This is a genomic window from Cryobacterium sp. TMT2-15-1 (assembly GCF_004402345.1).
GTDB classification, from domain to species: Bacteria; Actinomycetota; Actinomycetes; order Actinomycetales; family Microbacteriaceae; genus Cryobacterium; species Cryobacterium sandaracinum.
Window position 1 is genome coordinate 106,253 of the sequence record NZ_SOGD01000029.1, and the last position, 22,940, is coordinate 129,192.

Consider the following 22,940-nt stretch of genomic DNA (forward strand, 5'->3'; position numbering starts at 1 on the left):
AAGGCACCACAAATGACAATGACAGATCCGGTCGCAGACATGCTGACCAGACTGCGCAACGCTAACTCGGCGTTCCACGACACCGTGTCCATGCCGCACAGCAAGCTCAAAGCGAACATCGCAGACATTCTCAAGGCCCAGGGTTACATCTCGGCTTGGGATGTCAAGGATGCAGTGGTCGGCAAGACCCTCACGCTCAACCTCAAGTTCGGTCCGAACCGCGAGCGTTCCATCGTCGGCATCAAGCGGGTTTCCAAGCCCGGCCTGCGCGTGTACGCAAAGTCGACCGAAATCCCCACCGTTCTCGGTGGTCTCGGCGTTGCCATCCTGTCCACCTCCAGCGGTCTGCTCACCGACCGCCAGGCTGAGAAGAAGGGCGTAGGCGGAGAAGTTCTCGCCTACGTGTGGTAGCCGACAATGTCACGTATTGGAAGACTTCCCATCCCGATTCCCGCGGATGTCACGGTCGCCACTGAAGGCCAGCGCGTCAACGTCAAGGGCCCGAAGGGCGAGCTCGCGCTCACCGTCGCGAACCCCATCGAGGTCAAGATCGAGGACGGCCACGTCGTCGTCACACGCCCGAACGACGAGCGCAACTCGCGTTCGCTGCACGGACTGACTCGCACGCTGATCGCAAACCAGATCATCGGGGTGACGGTGGGTTACACCAAGTCCCTCGAGATCGTCGGTACCGGTTACCGCGTCGCCCAGAAGGGCAGCTCGATCGAGTTCGCCCTCGGCTTCTCGCACCCGGTCCTCGTCGAGGCACCTGCCGGCATCACCCTCACCGTGGAGAGCGTCAACCGCCTCACGGTCGGTGGCATCGACAAGCAGGCTGTCGGCGAGGTCGCCGCCAACATCCGTAAGATTCGCAAGCCGGAGCCCTACAAGGGCAAGGGTGTGCGTTACGCCGGCGAGATTGTTCGCCGCAAGGCCGGAAAGAGTGGTAAGTAACCATGGGTCTAGGAACTAGAGGTAAGAGCAAGGCCGCTGCCCGCGGACGCAGGCACACACGTCTTCGCAAGAAGATCGAGGGGACCGCGCTTCGTCCGCGTCTCGTCGTGACCCGCTCGGCTCGCCACGTGTTCGTGCAGGTCGTCGATGACAGCAAGGGTTTCACCCTTGCTTCGGCGTCCACGCTCGAAGACGGTCTGCGCACCTTCGATGGTGACAAGACCGCCAAGGCCCGCAAGGTCGGCGAACTCGTCGCCGAGCGTGCGAAGGCCGCCGGCATCGACGCCGTCGTATTTGACCGTGGCGGAAGCAAGTACGCAGGACGCGTCGCTGCGATCGCCGATGGAGCTCGAGAGGGTGGATTGAACCTGTGAGCACTGAAACCGCTAACACAGCAACCAAGGAGACCGTGGTGGCCGCAGAGGCACCCGTCGAAACCGCTGCCTCAACGGCACCTGCCCAGAACGAGCCCCGTGAGGCTCGTCGTGGCGGTCGTGAGCGCAACCCGAACAAGGACCGCGGAAGCCGCGATGCCGACAAGAGCCAGTTCCTGGAGCGCGTCGTCACCATCAACCGCGTTTCCAAGGTGGTGAAGGGTGGTCGTCGCTTCAGCTTCACCGCTCTCGTCGTCGTCGGTGACGGAAACGGCCTCGTCGGCGTTGGATACGGCAAGGCCCGCGAGGTGCCGACCGCCATTTCCAAGGGCGTCGAAGAAGCGAAGAAGAACTTCTTCCGCGTTCCCCGCGTCGGTCTGACGATCCCGCACCCCGTGCAGGGTGAAGCCGCAGCCGGCGTCGTCCTGCTGCGTCCCGCCGCGGCCGGTACCGGCGTTATCGCCGGTGGCCCGGTGCGCGCCGTTCTCGAGTGCGCGGGCATCCACGACGTCCTCAGCAAGTCGCTCGGTTCGTCGAACACCATCAACATCGTTCACGCCACGGTCGAGGCCCTGCACCAGCTCGAAGAGCCGCGTGCGGTTGCGGCTCGTCGTGGCCTCGCGTACGAAGACGTCGCTCCGGCGCGCTTCCTGCGTGCCGACGCCGCAGCAGCAGCAGCTGCAGCGGCAGCAAAGGCAGGTGCCTGATGGCTCGCCTCAAAGTGACACAGATCAAGTCCAAAATTAGTGAGAAGCAGAACCAGCGCGACACGCTTCGCAGCCTGGGTCTCAAGCGCATTGGCGCAGTCACGATTCGCGAGGACAACTCGCAGAACCGTGGCTATGTCAACACCGTTGCTCACCTCGTAAAGGTCGAGGAGATTGACTAATGGCTGACGAGAAGGAAGCTGCCACGGCAGCCGCCAAGCCCGCCACTGCACAGAAGGCAGCCCCCAAGAAGACTGCCTCCGCCAAGGTCGCAGTGAAGGCTGCTCCGACCGAGAAGCGCGAGCAGGTTCTGAAGGTTCACCACCTTCGCCCCGCCCCCGGAGCCAAGAAGTCGCGCATGCGCGTCGGTCGTGGTGAAGGATCCAAGGGTAAGACCGCCGGCCGTGGAACCAAGGGCACGAAGGCGCGCTACAACGTGCGCATCGGGTTCGAGGGTGGCCAGATGCCACTGCACATGCGTACTCCGAAGCTGCGCGGGTTCAAGAACCCGTTCCGCGTCGAGTACCAGGTCGTCAACCTCGAGAAGCTCGCGGAGCTTTACCCGAACGGCGGCGATGTAACCATCGCCGATCTGGTCGCCAAGGGTGCCGTTCGCGACAACGAGAAGGTCAAGGTTCTCGGCAATGGTGACATTGCGGTTAAGCTGAACATTGCAGTGGATAAGGTCTCCGGCTCAGCAGAGCAGAAGATCGTCGCTGCGGGTGGCTCAATCAAGTAAGTCCGTAGACGCTGAGCGAGCTTGTCGAGGCCACCAATCGAAATCTTTCGATGCTGGTCTCGACAAGCTCGTTTTTCACGTTATTAACTGGAGGCATTGTGTTCAGCGCCATCGCGCGGATATTCCGCACACCCGACCTGCGCAGGAAAATCGGGTTCAGCCTGGGTATTGTTGCCCTGTTCCGACTGGGCTCGTTCATCCCTGCCCCCTTCGTCGACTTCGGAAACGTTCAATCGTGTCTGGCGGCGAACCAGGACGCCAGCGGCCTCTATGAGCTCGTCAACCTCTTCAGCGGGGGCGCCCTGCTGCAACTGTCGGTCTTCGCGCTCGGCATCATGCCGTACATCACGGCCTCGATCATCGTGCAGCTCCTGCGCGTGGTCATCCCACATTTTGAGACACTACACAAGGAAGGCGCGTCCGGACAGGGCACGCTCACTCAGTACACGCGGTACCTCACCATCGCCCTCGCGATCCTTCAGTCGACGACGCTGATCACGGTGGCCCGCAGCGGAGCACTCTACGGCACGTCCGCCAGCGCCGAGTGCTCGCAGCTGCTCACCAATGACGCCTGGTACGCCATCATGCTCATGGTCATCACCATGACCGCCGGCACCGGCCTGATCATGTGGATGGGTGAGCTCATCACCGAGCGCGGCATCGGCAACGGCATGTCACTGTTGATCTTCACCTCGATCGCAGCTCTCTTCCCGGGATCGCTCGCCTCCATCGGTCAGCAGAAGGGCCTCGACATCCTGATGATCGTGATCGCGGTCGGTCTGGTCGTGGTCGCTGCCGTGGTCTTCGTCGAGCAGTCCCAGCGTCGCATCCCGGTGCAGTACGCCAAACGGATGGTCGGACGCCGCACCTACGGCGGGAACAACACGTATATCCCGATCAAGGTGAACATGGCCGGCGTTGTGCCCGTCATTTTCGCGTCGTCACTGCTGTACCTGCCGGCCCTGATCGCGCAGTTCAACCAGCCGGCGGCCGGACAGGCGCCGGCGGCGTGGGTCACCTGGGTCACCAACAACCTCACGCAGGGCAACGATCCGCTCTACATGGCGCTGTACTTCCTCCTCATCGTCGGATTCACCTACTTCTATGTCGCGATCACCTTCAACCCCGAAGAGGTCGCCGACAACATGAAGAAGTACGGCGGATTCATCCCGGGCATCCGTGCCGGTCGTCCGACCGCCGAGTACCTGGACTTCGTTCTCACCCGGGTGACGCTGCCCGGTGCCCTGTACCTGGGCCTGATCGCCCTGCTGCCGCTGATCGCGTTCTCCGCGATCGGAGCCGACCAGAACTTCCCGTTCGGTGGCGCCAGCATCCTGATCGTGGTCGGTGTCGGACTCGAGACGGTCAAACAGATCGACGCACAACTCCAGCAGCGCCACTACGAAGGGCTTCTCCGATGACCCGTTTGCTGCTGATCGGCCCGCCCGGCGCGGGCAAGGGAACCCAGGCCGAGCGCCTGTCCGATGCCTTCGACGTTCCGGCCATCTCCACCGGTGACATCTTCCGCTTCAACGTGAAGAACGACACCGAACTGGGTCTTCAAGTCAAGGCGTTCATGGATGCCGGCGCGTACGTGCCCGATTCCCTCACCAACGCGATCGTGTCCGATCGGTTGCAGCAGCCCGACGCCACCGGGGGATTCCTGCTGGACGGCTACCCGCGCACGCAGGAACAGGTTCTGGAACTGGACCGGATACTGGAGGCCGACGGTGACGCACTCGACGCCGTCGTGCTGATCGTCGCCGACACTGAAGAGGTCGTCGCCCGACTCCTCAAACGTGCCGCCGAGCAGGGGCGTGCGGACGACACCGCCGACGTCATCCGGCACCGCCTCTCCGTCTACGAGGAGCAGACGTCTCCTCTGATCGACGTTTACTCCTCCCGCGGTCTCGTGGTCACGGTCGACGGCCTCGGCGCCGTCGACGAGGTGACCGGGCGCATCCTTGCGGCACTGACCGAGCGCGGACTCTCCGTGCCCGTCACCAGCGCGCCCGTCACCAGCGTTCCCGTCACCAGCGGAGACGCAGCCAGCGCCTCCTAACCCGGTCGTGCACGCCCAGCGTGCGCGTCCTCAGCAGTTTGCAGAGATCTTCACCATGAGCCTTCGACGATCCATCTACAAGTCGCCGGCGCAGATGCGGTTGATGATCGCGCCCGGACTGGCCACGGCCGCATCCCTGGATGCGGCCCGGGCGGCCATCCGTGTCGGTGGGACCACCCTCGAGCTCGACGCGGCCGCCGAGGCGGCCATCGTGGCTCGGGGCGGCTTGCCGAACTTCAAGCTGGAGCAGGGCTACCACCACACGGTCTGCGCCTCTGTCAACGAGGATGTCGTGCATGGCATCCCGGGGGCTCGCGTGCTCGCCGCCGGCGACATCGTGTCGATCGACAGCGGCGCCATCATCGACGGCTGGAACGGCGACGCGGCCTTCTCCTTCGTGATTCCGGACCCGGCCCGGCCCGAGGTCGTCGCCGAGCGCGAGAAACTGTCGCACGTCACGGAGCAGTCGCTGTGGCACGGGATCGCCCGGCTCGCGGTGGCGCGTCACCTCAACGAGGTCGGCGATGCCATCGAAGACTACGTCGAGTCTCAGGGGGACTACGGAATCCTCACCGACTATGTCGGTCACGGCATCGGCCGGTCCATGCATGAGGCCCCGCCCGTGTTCAACTATCGCGTGCGCCAGAAGGGTCCGGACGTGAAGCCCGGTCTCGTGATCGCGATCGAGCCCATGGTCGTCATGGGATCCATCGAGACGTTCGTGCGCGACGACGACTGGACCGTCGCCACCAGCGACGGCCTGGCCGCCGCGCACTGGGAGCACAGCGTGGCCGTGCACAAGGACGGCATCTGGGTGCTCACCGCCGCCGACGGCGGCGCTGCGGGGCTGGCCCCGCTCGGCATCACGCCCGTCCCGCTCCCGTAGCCGCACACGGCCCGAACCAGCCGCACTCGAAACGTCGGATCTCACCGCACTGCGTGGACGCCGTTCCGCACGCGAAATGCCGTGCCCGATGCCAAACCAATTCGACGGAGATTTTGGGTCAAACACCCGTTTTCGTGCCCGAAAGCGGTGTTTTGGGCAGAATCTCCGTCGAATTCGTTCGGGGTGAGTCGACCCCGGGCTCCGGACTCGTACGAGACGGCGGTTGCAGCGCGCATCCGCCCCGCGCTGCGGTCAACTTCTCGCCTGTCCGAGAAATGGACCAATCGCCACTCACCCGCCACCCGCGATCGCCCCTCACCCGCGGCAATCGGAACCCGCTCCCGTAGCCGCACCCGGCCCGAACCAGCCGCACTCGGGGGAGGGGATCTGGTCTCTTCGGGACTCCGGAGGCGGGAGGATGGTGGAGAGGACAAACCGTCCGTCTCGGCTCAGGGAAAGAGCGATTCCATGAAGATTCTCATCGTCTGCGGTGCTGGCGCCTCCAGTGCCTTTGTCGCACATCGGGTTCGGCACACGGCCGCGGCCCGCGGTCTGGATGTCCACGTCTTCGCGGGGAGCGAATCCGATCTGCCGGCCTCCCTCGGCCCGATCGACGTGCTTCTGGTGGGTCCCCACCTGGCACCTCGGTTTGAGAAAATCCGACTTCAGGCCGTGCACGCCGGGGTCGGCATCGCCCTGCTGGAGGAGACCGTCTTCGCCTCGCAGAACGGCGACGAAGCGCTCGATGCCGCGATCTATGCCTACAAGACGCGTGACTGGGCCGAAACGAAAAAGTAGCTGACCGGTGGCCTACTGGTCCATCAGGTGCACGAGCTCGTCGATGAAGGATGCGAAGTCCACCGACCGCTTGACCAGCCGTTGCACGTCGGCCCGGTCCGAGAAGACCTCCACGAACTGGTCGAAGACGGTCTGGAAGCTCTTGCGCCCGGCGGCGCTGAAGGCGACCATCGCCACCACGTTGACCCGGTTCTCGCCCCACGCCATGGGCGTGTCGTTGATCACGACGGCGATCGAGGTACGGATTGCCGTCATCGACATCGAGTGCGGCACCGCCACGTTGTCCGTGAACGCCGTCGACGACATGAGCTCGCGCTCGATCGCGCCGTCGATGTAGCTCTGGTCGATATCGCCGTGTGCGATCATCCGTTCGCCGAGAGCGCGGATCATCGCGGTCTCGTCAGCGGCGTGGAAGTTGTGCGCGAACAGAGACTCGTCGAAGAACTGCAGCAGCTCGTCCTTGAGGTCGGCGCGACGGCGAAGTCGACGGATGCGGCTCGCGGCCTTCCGCACGCGGTCGATGTCGGCCTCGGTCAGGAACGGCTGGATCACGATGACGGACTCGGCCGGCGACTGCGGTTCGATGGTGGTGAGCACGAGTTTCGCATCCAGGGCCTTCCAGTCGACGTCGCTGCGGGTGACCACCGACACAACTTCGAGCTCGTCACCGAGGACCCGCTCGATCCGTTCGCGCAGCAGCACGTGCATGTCGTAATAGTTCGGGCAGATCAGGGCGCACGTGACCAGGTCCTCGCGCCGGGACTGTTGCTGAAGGTGGGCACCGACGTGCATCGCGATGTACGCGATCTCATCGTCGTTGATCACGATCTGCTCTTGCCGCTGCAACTGGCTGGCGATGTAGACGGCGACCTCATAGATCATCGGGTACGACGTCTTGATCGACCGGGTGAGCGGGTTGTGCGAGTACGAGCGGTCGGTCGCCCGGTTGATCAGGTTGCGCACGTGCAGCGTGAGCCGCACGATGAAGTTCTCCTCCGCGAGGTCCAGCAGGAACTCGTCCCCGGCCTGGCCGACGATCCGGCGCACGGCGTCGAGATCTTCGGGGCGGACGAAGCTCTCGATCAGAACCTGCGCCGGCTGGTCCTGCCCGGGGGTGATCACCCGGGTCTTGAGCAGGAGTGCGATGTAGTCGAGGTCACCGGCACCCAGTTCGACGTGGAAGTGGCGCACGATCAGCCCGGAGAGGGCGAGGGTCATCGCATCGGGGGAGCCGACGGATGCCGCGGTCTCGGCCACCACGGGGGAGGTGCGCCTCGTGACCCGGTCGATGGCGATGGCGACATGGAGTAGAACGTCGTTGGTGCCGTACTCGTTGACGAAATACCCCTGCGAGTCGAGCATCGCGATCAGATCCGTCTTGAACTCTCCGAGGCTCTCGGAGGCGAACTCGCGCTGAATCGCCTCGAGTTCGAGCAGACCGCGCGAACTCTCCTCGCGGAACAGCCGGCTGAGCAGCCGCCGCCGGTCGGTCTCGGAGCCGGCGAGCGTGACCACGCTGCCGTGGCGGGTGAGCGTGAGCCCGGTGTCGGGCAGTAGCTGCCGCACCTTGGTCAGGTCGGAGTCGATCGTGGAGTCACTGACGAACAGCTCGGCGGACAGAGCGTAGACGTCGAGCCCCTCGTGGGACTCCGTGAGGCGGCGCACCAAAGCGTAAAGGCGATCCGTCGGGGTCTCGGCTTCGTCCGAGTGTATGCGCCCCCTGGCGCGGTACACGGCGAACGCCTCGAGGTCCAGCCGGTACCCGGCCGGACCCGACTCGATGATCTCGAGCGGCCCGGCAGCCAGTTTCAGGTTCGTGACGTAGCTGCGCACGGTCCGGGGCGTGACGCCCAGGAGGTCGGCAAGCTCGCCGGCGGTGACCCAGGCCGGTGTCTGCGACAGAAAATCCAGCATCCGTGTCTGTTTGTCGCTCATCGCATGAAACTCCCAAGTAAAAAGTAAGTCTCCCACGCCGCTCCCGGCCGGATAACTGCCACGAGATTTCCGGGGGTGCGGAAAAGTCTCTGGTGGCCCCGCAAGACCATCTTGATCAGACTTGAATCAGTCGCAACGTGACGGGGCAACTCCTCATCGCATCCCTACGAAAGGCAGAGAAATGACGACGACGTCAGCTACCAAGACCAAGAGCGGAGGAACCCGTGTGCACGTTCAGCGCTTTGGCACCTTCCTCAGCGGAATGGTCATGCCCAACATCCCTGCATTCATTGCGTGGGGATTGATCACCGCATTCTTCATTCCGACCGGTTGGACCCCGAACGCGACCTTGGAAACGCTCGTCGGACCGATGATCGTGTACTTACTGCCGCTTCTGATCGCCAACACCGGTGGCCGGATGGTCTACGGAACGCGTGGTGCGGTCATCGCCTCGATCGCGACCATGGGTGTCATCGTGGGCAGCGAGATCCCGATGTTCATCGGCGCCATGATCGTCGGCCCGGGATCCGCGTACCTGCTGAAGAAGCTTGACAGCCTCTGGGCCGGCAAGATCAAGCCCGGGTTCGAGATGCTGGTCGACAACTTCGCGTCCGGCATCCTCGGCATGATCCTCGCGCTGGGTGCGTTCTTCGGAATCGCCCCGCTCGTGACCGGGATCAGCAATTTCCTCGAGATGATCGTCGACTGGCTCGTCTCCAACAGCCTGCTGCCCATCGCCAGCATCTTCATCGAGCCCGGCAAGATCCTGTTCCTCAACAACGCCATCAACCATGGCGTGCTCACGCCGATCGGTGTGCAGCAGGTTGCGGAAAACGGCCAGTCGGTGCTGTTCCTGCTCGAGGCGAACCCCGGCCCCGGCTTGGGCATCCTGCTCGCGTTCTCCTTCTTCGGAGTCGGCATCGCACGGGCCAGCGCACCGGGCGCCATCATCATCCACTTCTTCGGCGGCATCCACGAGATCTACTTCCCGTACGTGCTGATGAAGCCGGCACTGCTCCTCGCCGCAGTCGGCGGCGGCATGACCGGTGTCGCCATCAACGTGGCCTTCGCAACCGGCCTGCGCGCCCCTGCCTCACCCGGCAGCATCATCGCCATCCTGATCCAGACCGCCCCGGGCAGCTACGTCGGCGTCATCCTCTCCGTCATCGGCGCCGCCACGGTGTCATTCCTGATCGCAGCCGTCATCCTCCGTGCCAGCCGCAAGCGCGACCTGACCGCCGGCGACACCGGTGACATGGCCGAGGCCATCGCCAAGACCGAAGCAAACAAGGGCAAGGCCAGTACCATCCTCGGCGGCCTCGGAGCCTCCGGCACTTCGGCCACCACCGCTCGCCGTGTGAAGACCATCATCTTCGCGTGCGACGCCGGAATGGGCTCCAGCGCCATGGGCGCTTCGGTGCTGCGCAACAAGATCAAGAAGGCCGGTCTCGACGGAATCACCGTGACCAACCAGGCGATCGCGAACCTCGACGGCACGGCCGATCTGGTCATCACGCATCAGGACCTGACCGCCCGGGCCCAGTCGAAGTCTCCTGACTCGACGCATGTCTCGGTCGAGAATTTCATGAACAGCCCGAAATACGATGATGTCGTCGCCCTGATTCAGGGCCAGGCGGCCGAGGAGGTAGCGCGATGACCGACCGCATTCTGGAACTGGGCAACGTCGTGGCCGCGGGGGCGGCCACCACGAAGCAGGGCGCCATCCGTGAGGCCGGCGCCCTGCTCGTCACCGCAGGCGCCGTGCGCGAAGACTACGTCGACTCGATGTTCGACCGCGAAGCCAGCGTGTCGACCTACATGGGAAATTTCCTGGCGATCCCGCACGGGACCAACGACGCCAAGGAGTCGATCGTCCGGTCGGCTCTGTCGCTCGTGCGTTACGCCGAACCGATCGATTGGAACGGCCAGCAGGTGCGTTTCGCCGTCGGGATCGCGGGGCTCAACAATGAGCACCTCGAAATCCTGCAGAAGATCGCGATCGTCTTCTCGGACGAGGACGAAGTGCAGAAATTGATTGACGCCGTCACAGCAGAGGACATCTTCATGCTCCTCGAGGAGGTAAACGCAGAATGAAGGCCATTCACTTCGGTGCAGGGAACATCGGCCGCGGATTTGTCGGCCTCCTGCTTCACGATGCCGGATACGAGGTTGTCTTCGCCGATGTGAATGTCTCCCTGATAGACGCTTTGCAGGCTGCCGGCAGCTACGCCGTGCACGAGGCAGGGGACGTGTCGACCACCCGCGTGGTCGACACTTTCCGGGCCATCAACAGCGTCACGGATGAGGCCGAACTGATCGACGAGATCGCGACGGCCGATATCGTCACCACCGCGGTCGGCCCCACCGTCCTCCGCTTCGTGGCTCCGGTCATCGCGGCCGGACTGGGGCGGCGGTCGGCCGATTTGCCACCCCTGGCCGTGATGGCGTGCGAGAACGCCATCAACGCTACGGATGTCCTCGCCGAACAGGTCTGGGCCAACGTGCCGGAGCCGGAACGAGCGGCTGTGGCCGAGCGCGTCGTCTTCGCCAACACGGCAGTCGACCGCATCGTGCCCGGCCAGGCCGAGGGTGCCGGCATCGACGTAACCGTCGAGGCCTTCTACGAGTGGGTTATCGAGCAGGGCGCCTTCAACGGCGCCGTGCCGGTCATCCCGGGTGCCACTTTCGTCGACAATCTCGCGCCCTACATCGAGCGCAAGCTGTTCACGGTGAATACCGGACACGCGACCGTCGCCTATCTCGGCGGTGTTGCCGGGGCTTCCAAGATCTCCGACGCGCTCCTGGTGCCGGCGGTGCTGGACGGCGTCCGAGCGGTGCTCGAGGAAACCTCGGCCCTGCTCGTGGCCAAGCACGGCCTCGACGTGGACGCCCAGCGCGCCTACCGGGAGAAGATCCTGGTGCGCTTCGCCAACCCGTCCCTGCCCGACACGGTAGAGCGCGTCGGCCGCCAGCCGCTGCGTAAGCTCAGCCGCCACGAACGGTTCATCGGCCCTGCCGCCGAGATCGCCGAACACGGCACCCGCCCGGTCGCGCTGCTCGCAGCCGTCGAAGCCGCACTCCGGTTCGACGTCGCCGACGATGAGCAGAGCGCCCTGCTGCAACGGATGCTGCGCGCCGAGACGGCCGAATCGTTCACCGCGTCGGTGTGTGGCCTGGACGCCGCGCATCCGCTGTTCGCCGACGTGGTCCTGGTCGTGGCCGCGGTGCAGAAGGCCCTCTGAGCGGAGAATCCCGCGAGGGATTATAGGGAAGAATTGCCAAAAGGCAACTCCGTACCATAGAGTAAATCCTTGGTGTCTTGCGCGCACGTATGCGGCGTACCAGTGCACCACAATCCACGCACGACCAGCAATCAATACCCTAGCGATAGTGAGTTATGGCCAAAAAAGACGGTGTCATCGAAATCGAGGGCGCGGTAGTCGAAGCTCTTCCCAACGCGATGTTTCGCGTCGAGTTGAGCAACGGCCACAAAGTTCTTGCCCACATTTCAGGCAAGATGCGTCAGCACTACATCCGTATCCTCCCGGAGGATCGCGTGATCGTGGAGCTGAGCCCGTACGACCTGACTCGCGGCCGGATCGTTTACCGCTACAAGTAGAGAGTGCTGTAAGTAACGGCCCGAGGCGTTCCTGGGGTACGAAGACAGCGAATACAAGGACACACCATGAAGGTCAAGCCCAGCGTCAAGAAGATCTGCGACAAGTGCAAGGTCATCCGCCGTAATGGCAACGTGATGGTCATCTGCGAGAACCCTCGTCACAAGCAGCGTCAGGGCTGATCTCGACAGGCTCGATCACGGTCGAGTCGGACGAGATGCAACTGAATACAGAAAATAGCAGTGCCGGGAACCCTTCGAGGGGACACCATCGGTTGGAGGCCGATGAACAGGCACTGTCACAGACCTCCACTCATATACAGGAGAAGCCACAATGGCACGTCTAGCCGGCGTTGATATTCCCCGCGATAAGCGCGTGGAAGTTGCACTGACTTACATCTTTGGTGTTGGCCGCACGAGGGCACTCAAGACCCTCGCCGACACTGAAATCGATGGAAACATCCGAGTCAAGGACCTGAGTGACGAGCAGCTCGTCGCCCTCCGTGACTACATCGAAGGAACCTTCAAGGTTGAGGGTGACCTCCGCCGTGAGGTTGCCGCTGACATCCGTCGCAAGGTCGAGATCGGCAGCTACGAGGGCATCCGCCACCGCAAGGGCCTGCCCGTTCGCGGCCAGCGCACCAAGACCAACGCTCGCACCCGCAAGGGCCCGAAGCGCACCGTAGCCGGCAAGAAGAAGGCGCGCTAGGCCTCGGCCTGGCCCGTCTCGCCTTTAGGACTCAGGAGAAATTCATGGCAGCACCAAAGTCGGCCGTTCGGAAGCCGCGCAAGAAAGAAAAGAAGAACGTCGCTGTGGGCCAGGCCCACATCAAGAGCACCTTCAACAACACCATCGTCTCGATCACTGACACCACCGGTGCGGTCATCAGCTGGGCGTCCTCGGGTGGAGTCGGCTTCAAGGGTTCGCGCAAGTCGACCCCGTTCGCCGCACAGCTGGCTGCCGAGTCGGCTGCCCGCCAGGCGCAGGAGCACGGCATGAAGAAGGTTGACGTCTTCGTCAAGGGACCGGGATCGGGCCGCGAGACCGCGATCCGTTCGCTCCAGGCCGCCGGCCTCGAGGTCGGTTCGATCAACGACGTCACCCCCCAGGCGCACAACGGATGCCGTCCGCCCAAGCGTCGTCGCGTCTAACCAACCGGCATCTCGCCATCGGCCGGGCCCGTCACAAGACGGGCCCGGCTGTGGCGGGTCGTGGGGCATCACCCCTCCCTCGTTCGACGATGTGCTCGATTGTCGGGCTTGTCGAGAGACACACAACTCAAAACCTCGCCACGCAAGTGTCATATAGCGGACACTTAGCCGAAAGGAATCAACAGTGCTTATTGCACAGCGCCCCACGCTCACCGAAGAGAACATCTCGGAGTTCCGATCCAGGTTCGTCATCGAACCTCTTGAGCCTGGTTTCGGTTACACCCTCGGCAACTCGATGCGCCGCACCCTCCTGTCATCGATCCCCGGAGCCGCTGTCACCAGCATCCGGATCGACGGTGTGCTGCACGAGTTCAGCACCGTTCCCGGTGTCAAGGAAGACGTCACCGAGATCATCCTCAACATCAAGGGCCTCGTCATCTCTAGCGAGCACGACGAGCCCATCACCGCGTACCTACGCAAGCAGGGTGCCGGCCAGGTCACGGCCGCCGACATCTCGGCTCCGGCCGGTGTCGAGGTGCACAACCCCGAGCTGGTCATCGCCACGCTGAACGACAAGGCCAAGTTCGAACTCGAACTGACCATCGAACGCGGCCGCGGCTACGTGTCGGCCACCCAGAACCGCAACGAGTACTCCGAGGCCGGCCAGATTCCGGTCGACTCGATCTACTCGCCCGTGCTCAAGGTGACCTACCGCGTCGAGGCAACTCGTGCCGGTGAGCGCACCGACTTCGACCGCCTCGTCGTCGACGTGGAGACCAAGTCGGCGATTTCGCCTCGCGACGCCATCGCATCCGCCGGTCGCACGCTGACCGAGCTGTTCGGTCTGGCCCGTGAGCTGAACACCGCCGCCGAGGGCATCGAAATCGGCCCGGCGCCGGTCGATGCCGTGCTGTCGACCGAGCTGTCGATTCCGATCGAAGACCTCGATCTGTCGGTGCGCTCGTACAACTGCCTCAAGCGCGAGGGCATCAACAACGTCAGCGAACTGGTCGCCCTCTCGGAGACCCAGCTGATGAACATCCGCAACTTCGGACAGAAGTCGGTGGATGAGGTCAAGGACAAGCTCGTTGAGCTCGGCCTGTCCCTGAAGGACTCGGTGCCCGGATTCGACGGCGCCCACTTCTACAGCGGCTACGACGAAGAAACCATCTAAAGCAGTCGTTCAGACTGACTTTCGACTTTGATACTGGAGATAACCAATGCCTACGCCCACTAAGGGAGCCCGCCTCGGAGGCGGACCGGCCCACGAGCGCCTCATGCTCGCCAACCTGGCCGCATCCCTATTCACCCACAAGTCCATCAAGACGACCGAGACGCGCGCCAAGCGCCTGCGTCCGGTCGCCGAGCGACTGATCACCTTCGCAAAGAAGGGTGACCTGCACGCCCGTCGTCGCGTGCTTGCCACCATCGGCGACAAGACCGTCGTGCATGAGCTCTTCACCGAGATCGCACCTCAGGTTGCCCTTCGTGAGGGTGGTTACACCCGCATAACGAAGCTCGGCTTCCGCAAGGGCGACAACGCTTCGATGGTGCAGATGGAGCTCGTTCTCGAGCCCGTCACCCCGAAGGTCAAGCGCTCCTCCGCCAAGGCTGCTTCCAAGCCCGCCGCGGCAGCGCCCGTTGCCGACGCTCCGGCCGAGGTCGTCGTCGAGGATGCTGCTGACGAAGCTGACGTCGTCGAGGATGATGTCGCTGCCGCTGAGGAATCCAAGTAGGCACTCTGCGCTGTATCGGCTCAGCTGAATCGCTGTGTTGAATTGAGAGGGGCCCGACTTCGGTCGGGCCCCTCTTTTTGTGCCCCGGCGACGGGCTAGCGCCCTCGCGGGGCCCCGGCTACGATACTCGCCATGGAACGCCTGACCGGAACCCAAAATCAGGGTCCGCGGCGCCGTGCGGCCCTGCCGCCCGACGCGCCGGGGCCCGCCCACCCTGAGATCGCCCGGTGGCGTCCGGCAACGGTGTCGGACGCCGACGACCTGTGGCAACTCACCCGAGCGGTCGGCAAGGCGGACCATCCGTACCACCTGACGACGCGGGAGGGCATCGAGCGAGACTTCGGCCTGTCGTACTTCCATCCGGAGCAGGATTCCCTGATCGGGTTCACCGCCGACGGCACCCTCGTGGCGATGGGGATGGTGATGGCGCCGCCGCGGCGCGAGACGCTGGCCCGCGCGATCCTGGTCGGCGGGGTTCACCCCGACTACCGCGGACGCGGAATCGGCCGCGAGCTGCTCGCGTGGCAGCTGGACCGGGCCGAGCAGCAGCTCGCCACCGACGATCCCTCGATTCCACGCTGGATCCTCGCGTACACCGAGGAGACCGCGTACCGCAGCATCCGTCTGTTCCGGCGCCTCGGCATGGAGTGCGCCCGGTACTTCCAGTCCCTCGAGCGGCGCCTCGACGAGCCGGTCCCCGAGATCGACCTTCCGGTTGACATTCGCGTCATCCGATTCACCACGGAGTTCTCTGCGGCCGTTCACGAAGCGCGCGACTCGTCGTTCCGGGATCACTGGGCCAGCCAACCGATGAGCGACGATGCCTGGGACTCCTTCGTGACGAGTCGCAAATTCCGCCCCGACCTCTCATACCTGGCCCTCGCGACCGGCCCCGACGGCACCCCGAAGGTCGTGGGCTTCACCCTGGCCACGGTCAACGAGGACGACTGGCTGAACCAGGGCTACACCGGCAGCCACGTCGACCTCGTCGGCGTCATCGACGGTTGGCGGGGCAAACACATCGCGCGGACCCTGCTGGGCCTGCATCTGCGTGCCGCACGCGCCGAGGGTCTGGCCCGGGCGACCCTGGTCGTCGACTCCGAAAGTCCCACCGGCGCGCTGAACCTGTACCTCGGCATGGGTTTCACGCCCACCACCCGCAGTCTCGCCTTCACCATTGAGCTTTAGTCCCACCCGGGTCCCGCACCCGCCGACCCGGCCGACCCGGCCGACCCGGACTTTGTCACGGCAGCAGCGGCGGCCGGAGAGAGGGTGACCCGGCAGGGTCGGGCAGGCGATACGCCTCGAGGCCCGGCTGCGGCGGCGGCTGGGCCAGCCGTTCCAGAGCGGCCCGAATGACGTCGGCATAGATCCGACCGCCGGCCGGACCGGGATGGATATTGTCGTTTGCGAGCACATCCGTGTGCGAGGCGATCGCCGTGCTCCAATCGGCCAGCTCGACCGCGCGGTGCCGGGCCGCGTACTCGGCCAGGCTGGCGTTCACCCCGGCCGTCCAGTCACGTTCGGCGAAGGCAGTGACCAGGATCAGCTCCCGGTCCGGACCGATCACCGCGCGGATGGCCGCCAGCTGACTCGAACGGATCGGCCCGTTGGTGCCGAGGCCCACGACGACCACCGGCCGGAGCGCGCCGGCCTCGGCTTGGGTGGCCAGGATGTCGGGGGCAGCCCCCATGCCCCGAGAGACGGTGGCATCGATCGCGATCCCCGGGAAGCCGGCCTGCAGCTCGGGGGCCGAGGCGAGCATCACCGAATCGCCCACGGCCGTGATCAGGTCCCCGGGTGCCGCGCGTTCGATGGCGCTGGCGGCCGGCCGGGACGCGCGCCGTGCGTTCTGCACGGCCTGCCGCTGCGCAGCATCCAGTGCCTTCTGGCCGCGTTCGATCTCGCTCTGCGCGCTCGTCTGGGCGGGAGCGGTGAGCAGGGCCGCGATCGTGCCGGTCGCCAGGAACAGCGCGGCGGCGCCGAACAGGCCGAACCAGACGAGCCTGCCGGGCGTGCGGATCGTGCGCGCGCCGCTCGTGCTCTGCCGCAGGCGACGGATGCTGCCGCGCACGCCCTTCGTGCGCACGGGAAGTTCCAGCCAGCGGTACGACGCACCGGCCGCCAGCAGCGTTAGCGCGCCCGCCAGCACCCCGACTCCGATGCTCGTCAGCACGGTCGGTGATGCGGCGGCCACCGGCCACGCCCCCTGAGCGAGCACGAGCACCGGCCAGTGCCACAGATAGATGCCGTAGGAGCGTTCACCCAGGTAGCGCAGCGGCGCGGTGTCCAGCGCCGGGCCGAAGCCGGGCCCGCGCACGGCCGCCCAGATTACGACCGCGGTCAGCAGGCTCACCAGCATCAGTCCGCCTCGATAGGTCGCCAGGCCGGTGTCGGGCAGGGCGAACGCCGCCGCCAGCACCCCGGCCAGGGCGAGCCGACCCAGCCACGGCCGCCAGCGGTCGCGCAGGGCGGCGAGGCGGGGTGCCGTGTCGCCCGGGAGGCCCGAACGGCGCAGCAGCAGCGCGAGCGCGGCACCCGTGAAGAGCCCGAAGCTGTGCGTGTCCGAGCCGTAGTACACCCGGGTGGGGTCGGCGGGGTCGTACAGTAGCCCCATCCAGACGGCAGAGGCCAGGGCCAGACCGGCGACGAGTGCCAGGCGGAGCCGGCCGCTCCTCACCAGCAGCAGGCCGAGGAGAGCGAACGGCCAGATCAGGTAGAATTGCTCCTCCACCGCCAGCGACCACAGATTGCGGAACAGTTCCGGCGCCGTGGCGCTGAAATAGCTCGCCGACCCGGCGATCGACACCCAGTTGTAGCCGAAGGTGATCGCGCCGAGCAGCTGCCAGCCGAGGCCCACCAGCACGTCGCCGCCGATCAGCCAGGCGGCAGTGCACAGGATCAGCACCAGCGGGACCAGTGGCGGCACCAGGCGCAGCGCCCGCCGTTTCCAGAAACGACCGAGCGCGATCCGCGCGGTTTCGTCTCGTTCGGTGATGAGGAGGCCCGTGATCAGGAACCCGCTGATCACGAAGAAGACGTCGACCCCGATGAATCCGCCGGGAAGGACCGCGGGGAAGAAGTGGAACACCACGACCAGAACCACGGCGATACCACGCAGGCCGTCGAGACCGGCCAGGCGTTTGGTGGGCACGTTCACGGAGTACGGATGAGCGTCAGAGGGCGGGGGCGGCAAATTTTCATGACAGGTGGGGACCGAAGCCCGGGTTCTACGATAACCCGGACCGGACCGTACACTTACCTCCGTGATTCTTCCCCCGGCGCCCGACGAGACCCAAGCAGCGGGCACCACCCGGATCAGGCTCGACATCGCCTATGACGGCACCGGCATGAGCGGCTGGGCGACGCAGCCGGGCCTCCGCACCGTGCAGGGTCAGATCGAGGCCGGACTGGCCGGCATCCTGCACAGCCACCCGCCGACCCCGATCCTGACCGTGGCCGGGAGAACGGATGCCGGTGTGCACGCGACCGGGCAGGTCGCCCACTTCGATCTGAACCCCGACCAGGCCGACGGCCTCGTGCGCATCTCCCGCGGCAAGGGGCGGCCCCCGACACCCCTGGCGGTCATGGTGCAGCGGCGGCTCAGCGGCATCCTCGTCACCCAGCCCGAGATCGTGATCACATCCTCCGTGCTCGCCCCGCCCGGGTTCGACGCCCGGTTCTCCGCGCTGTACCGGCGCTACGAGTACCGGATCGCCGACTCCGTCGTCGGGCACGACCCGCTGCAGCGGTTCCGTACCACCTGGCACGGCTTCGCCCTCGACGTGGACGCCATGGACGCGGCTGCCGCGACGCTGATCGGCCTGCACGATTTCGCCACCTACTGCAAGCCGCGGCCCGGGGCCACCACGATCCGCACCCTGCAGGAGTTCCGCTGGTACCGCGATCCGGATGGTGTGCTCGTCGCATCCGTTCAGGCTGACGCCTTCTGCCACAGTATGGTGCGCGCGCTGGTCGGGGCTTGCGTCGCGGTGGGGGAGGGGCGGCTGTCCGGGGACCGTCTGGTCGACCTCCGAATCGAGCGGGCCCGCACCAGCGAGTTCAAGGTGATGCCCGCCCAGGGTCTCACGCTGCTTCAGGTCGGCTATCCGGCCGACGAACTGCTCGCCCTGCGGGCCCGCGAAACCCGCGCTCGCCGGGAGCTCATCGACGACACCGAGTGATGGTTGAATTGCGCTGCCGGGCCGACGGCGTTAGAGTTATTCATTGGTGTCTGTGCGTTGCAGCCAGACACACGAACGTGAGCCCTCCATCGATCGTGTTCCCTCTCTGGGAACACACCCGGAGCGGGATTCACGAACACCTCCGTTCGAACAAGAAAGCAGCTCAATAGTGACGCGCACTTACACTCCCAAGGCAAGCGAAGTCCAGCACGACTGGGTCGTCATCGACGCCACAGACATCGTGCTCGGTCGTCTTGCCAGCCACGCCGCAATTCTCCTCCGCGGGAAGCACAAGGCAACGTTCTCTCCCCACATGGATATGGGCGACTTCGTCATCATCGTCAACGCCGAGAAGATTGCCCTCACCGGCAAGAAGCTCGATTTGAAGATGGCGTACCGCCACTCCGGTTACCCGGGCGGCCTCACGGCCACCAACTACTCGGAGATGCTCGAAAAGCACCCGACCCGTGCGGTTGAGAAAGCCATCCGTGGCATGCTGCCGAAGAACACGCTCGGCCGCGCCCAGCTGGCCAAGCTCAAGGTCTACGCTGGCCCGGAGCACCCGCACGCTGCGCAGCAGCCGAAGCCGTACACCCTCGCCCAAGTCGCTCAGTAGCGCCGGCCTCCAGACTTTTCGACTCTAAGAAAAAAGGATTCACACCATCGTGGCGAAAATCGCAGATCAGATTGACCAGGCTCCGGAGAGCTACTCGACCGAGACTCCGACCGAGACTGTAACCAAGGCGCCCCGCGCCATCCTCAACGTACCCGGCGCAGCCGTCGGACGCCGCAAGCAGGCCATCGCCCGCGTGCGCATCGTCCCCGGCTCCGGCACGATCACCGTCAACGGCCGCGAATTCGGGGACTACTTCCCGAACAAGCTGCACCAGCAGCTCATCAACGACCCGTTCAAGGTGCTCGACCTCATCGGCAGCTACGACGTCATCGCCCGCATCACCGGTGGTGGCCCCTCCGGCCAGGCCGGTGCCCTGCGCCTCGGTATCGCTCGTTCACTGAACCAGATCGACGAAGAGAACAACCGCGCCATCCTCAAGAAGGCCGGCTTCCTCAACCGTGACGCTCGCGTCAAGGAGCGCAAGAAAGCCGGACTCAAGAAGGCCCGTAAGGCTCCTCAGTTCTCCAAGCGTTAAGTCGATTGGCACCGTAGAAAAATGCCTCGACTGTTTGGCACGGACGGCGTCCGGGGTCTGGCCAACCGTGATGTCACGGCTGGCCTGGCTCTGGCCCTCGCCCAGGCCAGTGCGGCGGTCCTCACGCAGGGCCGCCGCGCGGAGTTGCGTCGCGCAGAGGGCCGTCGGCCCGTCGCGGTGCTCGCCCGGGATCCTCGGATCTCCGGTGAATTCATTTCGGCCGCGGTCGCGGCCGGCCTGGCGAGCTCCGGTGTGGACGTGCTCGACGCGGGCGTCATTCCGACTCCAGCCGCGGCTTTCTTGATCGCCGATATCGGCGCAGATTTCGGCGTGATGATTTCCGCCTCGCACAACCCCGCTCCCGACAACGGCATCAAGTTCTTTGCCTTCGGGGGAACCAAGCTTCCCGACGACGTCGAGGACCGCATCGAAGAGCATCTGTCGCTCGACATGCTCACGCCGATCGGCGGAGACGTCGGTCGCATCAGCCGCTTCGCGGACGCCGAGGACCGCTATGTCGTGCACCTGCTCGGAACGCTGCCGCACCGCCTGGACGGCATCCACGTCGTGCTCGACTGCGCGCACGGTGCCGCCGCCGGCGTATCGCCGCAGGTCTTCACGGATGCCGGTGCCACGCTCACGGTCATCGGCGCCGACCCCGACGGCAACAACATCAACGACGGGGTGGGCTCCACCCACCTCGACAACCTCTCCCGTGCCGTCCTCGAGGCCGGTGCGGACGTCGGAATCGCCCACGACGGCGACGCGGACCGGTGCCTGGCCGTCGACCGCGACGGCAACGTCGTCGACGGTGACCAGATCATGGCGATCCTCGCTGTCTCCATGGCCGAGCGCGGGGTTCTGAAAGACCGCACGCTCGTGGCCACGGTGATGAGCAACCTCGGTTTGCGTAAGGCCATGGCGGCCAACGACATCCGCATGATCGAGGCCAAGGTCGGCGACCGATACGTGCTCGAAGAACTCAACGTCGACGGGCTGTCCCTCGGCGGCGAACAATCCGGTCATGTGATCATGACCAAGTTCGCCACGACCGGTGACGGCATCCTGACCGGGTTGCACCTGGTCGCCGAAATGGCACGCACCGGCAAGACCCTCGCAGAGCTCGCCTCGGTGATGACGGTCTACCCGCAGATCCTGGTCAACGTGCGCGGCATCGACCATCACGGGCTGAAATCGAACGAGGTCATCGCGGAGGCTATCCGCGCCGCTGAGGCCGAGCTCGGGGACACCGGACGGGTGCTGCTGCGCCCGTCGGGCACCGAGCCCATGGTGCGCGTCATGGTCGAAGCGGCCGATCAGGGCACCGCCGACCGGCTCGCAAACGAGCTGGCCGACATCGTGCGCCTGCAGCTCGCCCTCTAGAGAGTTCTCGCCGCGGCCGCACCCGGGGCCGCGGCCGCACCCGGGGCCGCACCCTCGTTCTCGGCCGCGGGCCCCGCGCTCTCGTTTTCGGCCGCGCCCCGCGCGCCCGCTCTGCCCCGCACCCCTGACGAATTCGACGGAGATTTTGCCCGAATCGTTCCGAAACAGCCAGAGAAACCGGCTTTTCGCCAAAATCTCCGTCGAATTGGTTCACAGCCGGAGTGCCCGGACGTCGAGGATGCCCGTGCGGTGACACACGGCGGAGCACACTGTGCGGTGGCACACGGCGGGTCACACCTTACGCAGCAGCACCTTGGAGACGGAGTGGTTCGGATCCTTGCGCAGCACGAGGGTCGCCCGAGAGCGGGTCGGACGGATGTTTCGCAGCAGGTTCGGTTCGTTGATCTCGGTCCAGATTTCCCGGGCCCGGCTCCGCGCCTCGGCCTCGGTCATACTCGCGTACCGGTGGAAGTACGACTTCGGATTGCTGAATGCGCCGCGCTGCAGCTTGAGAAAACGCTCCTCGTACCAGCGGGCGATGTCCTGCGTGCGGGCGTCCACGTATACGGTGAAGTCGAAGAGGTCGCTGACGGCGAGGCCATGGCCGGGTCCGGGCGGCTGCAGCACGTTGAGGCCCTCGACGATCAGAATGTCCGGCTGCCGCACCACGATCTGGGCGTCGGGCACGATGTCATAGCTGAGGTGTGAGTAGAACGGCGACCGCACCTCGGCGGCACCGCTCTTGACCGCGGCCACGAAGCGCAGCAGGGCCCGCCGGTCGTAGGACTCCGGGAACCCTTTTCGGTCCATCAGGCCCCGGCGGGTGAGTTCGGCGTTAGGCAGCAGGAAACCGTCGGTGGTCACCAGTTCGACCCGCGGGGTGTCCTCCCAGCGGGCCAGCAGCTCCCTCAGCAAGCGGGCGATGGTCGACTTGCCCACCGCGACCGATCCGGCGACCCCGATCACGAACGGCGTGCGCTGGGCGCGCTCCCCGAGGAAGTCGCTCGTGGCGCGGTGCAGCTGCCGTGCACCGGCGGCGTAGAGGTTGAGCAGGCGGCTGAGCGGCAGGTAGACATCCGTCACCTCATTGAGGTCGAGCGGCTCACCCAGCCCCCGCAACTGCACGATCTCCGTCTCCCGCAGCGGAAGCCGGGTGGTTGGCGCGAGGGCGGCCCAGTCAGCCCGGTCCAGTTCGACGAAAGGAGTGCTGTGGCCGTTGTTCCAGGGACTCGCAACCGGATCGGACATTTCACCGAGCTTACT

At 65.3% G+C, this 22,940-nt stretch carries 27 protein-coding genes; 24 read left to right on the forward strand and 3 right to left on the reverse strand.

What is annotated here, in order from left to right:
- The first annotated feature begins 12 nt into the window (after positions 1–12).
- The 10 genes from rpsH (at position 13) to E3O62_RS06940 (ending at position 6,520) form a co-directional block, all read left to right on the forward strand.
- Complete coding sequence (gene rpsH, locus E3O62_RS06895) at positions 13–411, forward strand: 30S ribosomal protein S8 (protein ID WP_104100957.1); 399 nt, start codon at positions 13–15, stop codon at positions 409–411.
- Positions 412–417: 6 nt separating this feature from the next.
- A complete protein-coding gene (gene rplF / locus E3O62_RS06900) occupies positions 418–954 on the forward strand; it encodes a 50S ribosomal protein L6 (RefSeq protein WP_104100956.1) in 537 nt (178 codons plus the stop codon).
- 2 nt (positions 955–956) lie between these two features.
- Entirely contained in the window at positions 957–1,328 is a 372-nt protein-coding gene (rplR, locus tag E3O62_RS06905) for a 50S ribosomal protein L18 (RefSeq protein WP_104171761.1), read from the forward strand.
- A gap of 35 nt (positions 1,329–1,363) precedes the next feature.
- Positions 1,364–2,035, forward strand: a complete 672-nt coding sequence (gene rpsE / locus E3O62_RS06910; protein WP_104101028.1) for a 30S ribosomal protein S5 — start codon at positions 1,364–1,366, stop codon at positions 2,033–2,035.
- On the forward strand, positions 2,035–2,217 hold the full coding sequence (gene rpmD / locus E3O62_RS06915) for a 50S ribosomal protein L30 (RefSeq protein ID WP_174235710.1): 183 nt from the start codon (positions 2,035–2,037) through the stop codon (positions 2,215–2,217). The genes rpsE and rpmD overlap by 1 nt, the downstream gene beginning before the upstream one ends.
- Positions 2,217–2,774 carry a 50S ribosomal protein L15 gene (gene rplO, locus E3O62_RS06920; RefSeq protein ID WP_134395128.1) on the forward strand — a complete coding sequence of 186 codons (558 nt, stop codon included), beginning with the start codon at positions 2,217–2,219 and terminating at the stop codon, positions 2,772–2,774. The genes rpmD and rplO overlap by 1 nt, the downstream gene beginning before the upstream one ends.
- A gap of 98 nt (positions 2,775–2,872) precedes the next feature.
- On the forward strand, positions 2,873–4,195 hold the full coding sequence (gene secY, locus E3O62_RS06925) for a preprotein translocase subunit SecY (RefSeq protein ID WP_104171762.1): 1,323 nt from the start codon (positions 2,873–2,875) through the stop codon (positions 4,193–4,195).
- Positions 4,192–4,836, forward strand: coding sequence for an adenylate kinase (locus E3O62_RS06930; RefSeq protein WP_174720119.1), 645 nt, complete (start codon positions 4,192–4,194; stop codon positions 4,834–4,836). The genes secY and E3O62_RS06930 overlap by 4 nt, the downstream gene beginning before the upstream one ends.
- Positions 4,837–4,891: 55 nt before the next feature.
- Positions 4,892–5,722, forward strand: coding sequence for a type I methionyl aminopeptidase (map, locus tag E3O62_RS06935; RefSeq protein ID WP_134395127.1), 831 nt, complete (start codon positions 4,892–4,894; stop codon positions 5,720–5,722).
- Between the two features lie 468 nt (positions 5,723–6,190).
- Positions 6,191–6,520: a PTS sugar transporter subunit IIB gene (locus E3O62_RS06940; RefSeq protein WP_134397978.1), complete on the forward strand. Its 330-nt coding sequence runs from the start codon at positions 6,191–6,193 to the stop codon at positions 6,518–6,520.
- A 12-nt stretch (positions 6,521–6,532) separates the two neighbouring features.
- Here E3O62_RS06940 and E3O62_RS06945 read toward each other — a convergent pair whose 3' ends face one another.
- Positions 6,533–8,455, reverse strand: a complete 1,923-nt coding sequence (locus tag E3O62_RS06945; protein ID WP_134395126.1) for a BglG family transcription antiterminator — start codon at positions 8,453–8,455, stop codon at positions 6,533–6,535.
- Positions 8,456–8,636: 181 nt separating this feature from the next.
- Between E3O62_RS06945 and E3O62_RS06950 the strand changes: the two genes are divergently transcribed.
- From E3O62_RS06950 to E3O62_RS06995, 10 genes are all read left to right on the forward strand, one after another.
- Positions 8,637–10,112 carry a PTS mannitol transporter subunit IICB gene (locus tag E3O62_RS06950; protein ID WP_134397979.1) on the forward strand — a complete coding sequence of 492 codons (1,476 nt, stop codon included), beginning with the start codon at positions 8,637–8,639 and terminating at the stop codon, positions 10,110–10,112.
- Complete coding sequence (locus E3O62_RS06955; protein WP_134395124.1) at positions 10,109–10,549, forward strand: PTS sugar transporter subunit IIA; 441 nt, start codon at positions 10,109–10,111, stop codon at positions 10,547–10,549. The genes E3O62_RS06950 and E3O62_RS06955 overlap by 4 nt, the downstream gene beginning before the upstream one ends.
- Entirely contained in the window at positions 10,546–11,697 is a 1,152-nt protein-coding gene (locus tag E3O62_RS06960) for a mannitol-1-phosphate 5-dehydrogenase (protein ID WP_134397980.1), read from the forward strand. The genes E3O62_RS06955 and E3O62_RS06960 overlap by 4 nt, the downstream gene beginning before the upstream one ends.
- A 155-nt stretch (positions 11,698–11,852) precedes the next feature.
- Positions 11,853–12,074, forward strand: coding sequence for a translation initiation factor IF-1 (gene infA / locus E3O62_RS06965; protein ID WP_055965022.1), 222 nt, complete (start codon positions 11,853–11,855; stop codon positions 12,072–12,074).
- A 66-nt stretch (positions 12,075–12,140) separates the two neighbouring features.
- A complete protein-coding gene (gene rpmJ / locus E3O62_RS06970) occupies positions 12,141–12,254 on the forward strand; it encodes a 50S ribosomal protein L36 (protein WP_035834639.1) in 114 nt (37 codons plus the stop codon).
- A gap of 151 nt (positions 12,255–12,405) precedes the next feature.
- Positions 12,406–12,780, forward strand: a complete 375-nt coding sequence (gene rpsM / locus E3O62_RS06975) for a 30S ribosomal protein S13 (protein WP_104100946.1) — start codon at positions 12,406–12,408, stop codon at positions 12,778–12,780.
- A gap of 44 nt (positions 12,781–12,824) precedes the next feature.
- Complete coding sequence (gene rpsK, locus E3O62_RS06980; RefSeq protein ID WP_022883249.1) at positions 12,825–13,223, forward strand: 30S ribosomal protein S11; 399 nt, start codon at positions 12,825–12,827, stop codon at positions 13,221–13,223.
- Between the two features lie 184 nt (positions 13,224–13,407).
- Positions 13,408–14,397 carry a DNA-directed RNA polymerase subunit alpha gene (locus E3O62_RS06985; RefSeq protein ID WP_134365630.1) on the forward strand — a complete coding sequence of 330 codons (990 nt, stop codon included), beginning with the start codon at positions 13,408–13,410 and terminating at the stop codon, positions 14,395–14,397.
- Positions 14,398–14,443: 46 nt separating this feature from the next.
- Entirely contained in the window at positions 14,444–14,959 is a 516-nt protein-coding gene (rplQ, locus tag E3O62_RS06990; protein WP_134397981.1) for a 50S ribosomal protein L17, read from the forward strand.
- 132 nt (positions 14,960–15,091) lie between these two features.
- Positions 15,092–16,147, forward strand: coding sequence for a GNAT family N-acetyltransferase (locus E3O62_RS06995; protein ID WP_134397982.1), 1,056 nt, complete (start codon positions 15,092–15,094; stop codon positions 16,145–16,147).
- A gap of 55 nt (positions 16,148–16,202) precedes the next feature.
- Here E3O62_RS06995 and E3O62_RS07000 read toward each other — a convergent pair whose 3' ends face one another.
- Entirely contained in the window at positions 16,203–18,113 is a 1,911-nt protein-coding gene (locus E3O62_RS07000; RefSeq protein WP_241973356.1) for an acyltransferase family protein, read from the reverse strand.
- 196 nt (positions 18,114–18,309) lie between these two features.
- Here E3O62_RS07000 and E3O62_RS07005 point away from each other — a divergent pair, with 196 nt between their 5' ends.
- From E3O62_RS07005 to glmM, 4 genes are all read left to right on the forward strand, one after another.
- On the forward strand, positions 18,310–19,143 hold the full coding sequence (locus E3O62_RS07005; RefSeq protein ID WP_104171773.1) for a tRNA pseudouridine(38-40) synthase TruA: 834 nt from the start codon (positions 18,310–18,312) through the stop codon (positions 19,141–19,143).
- 169 nt (positions 19,144–19,312) lie between these two features.
- Positions 19,313–19,759 (forward strand): 50S ribosomal protein L13, encoded by a 447-nt coding sequence (rplM, locus tag E3O62_RS07010; RefSeq protein WP_134363342.1) that lies wholly within the window; start codon positions 19,313–19,315, stop codon positions 19,757–19,759.
- Between the two features lie 49 nt (positions 19,760–19,808).
- The gene (gene rpsI / locus E3O62_RS07015) at positions 19,809–20,294 is read left to right on the forward strand and encodes a 30S ribosomal protein S9 (RefSeq protein ID WP_104100939.1); all 486 of its coding nucleotides are present in this window, start codon (positions 19,809–19,811) and stop codon (positions 20,292–20,294) included.
- 21 nt (positions 20,295–20,315) lie between these two features.
- On the forward strand, positions 20,316–21,677 hold the full coding sequence (glmM, locus tag E3O62_RS07020; protein WP_134397984.1) for a phosphoglucosamine mutase: 1,362 nt from the start codon (positions 20,316–20,318) through the stop codon (positions 21,675–21,677).
- 291 nt (positions 21,678–21,968) lie between these two features.
- On the opposite strand, the gene coaA is transcribed toward glmM, so the two are convergent.
- Positions 21,969–22,925, reverse strand: coding sequence for a type I pantothenate kinase (gene coaA, locus E3O62_RS07030; RefSeq protein WP_134395117.1), 957 nt, complete (start codon positions 22,923–22,925; stop codon positions 21,969–21,971).
- Positions 22,926–22,940: the final 15 nt, after the last annotated feature.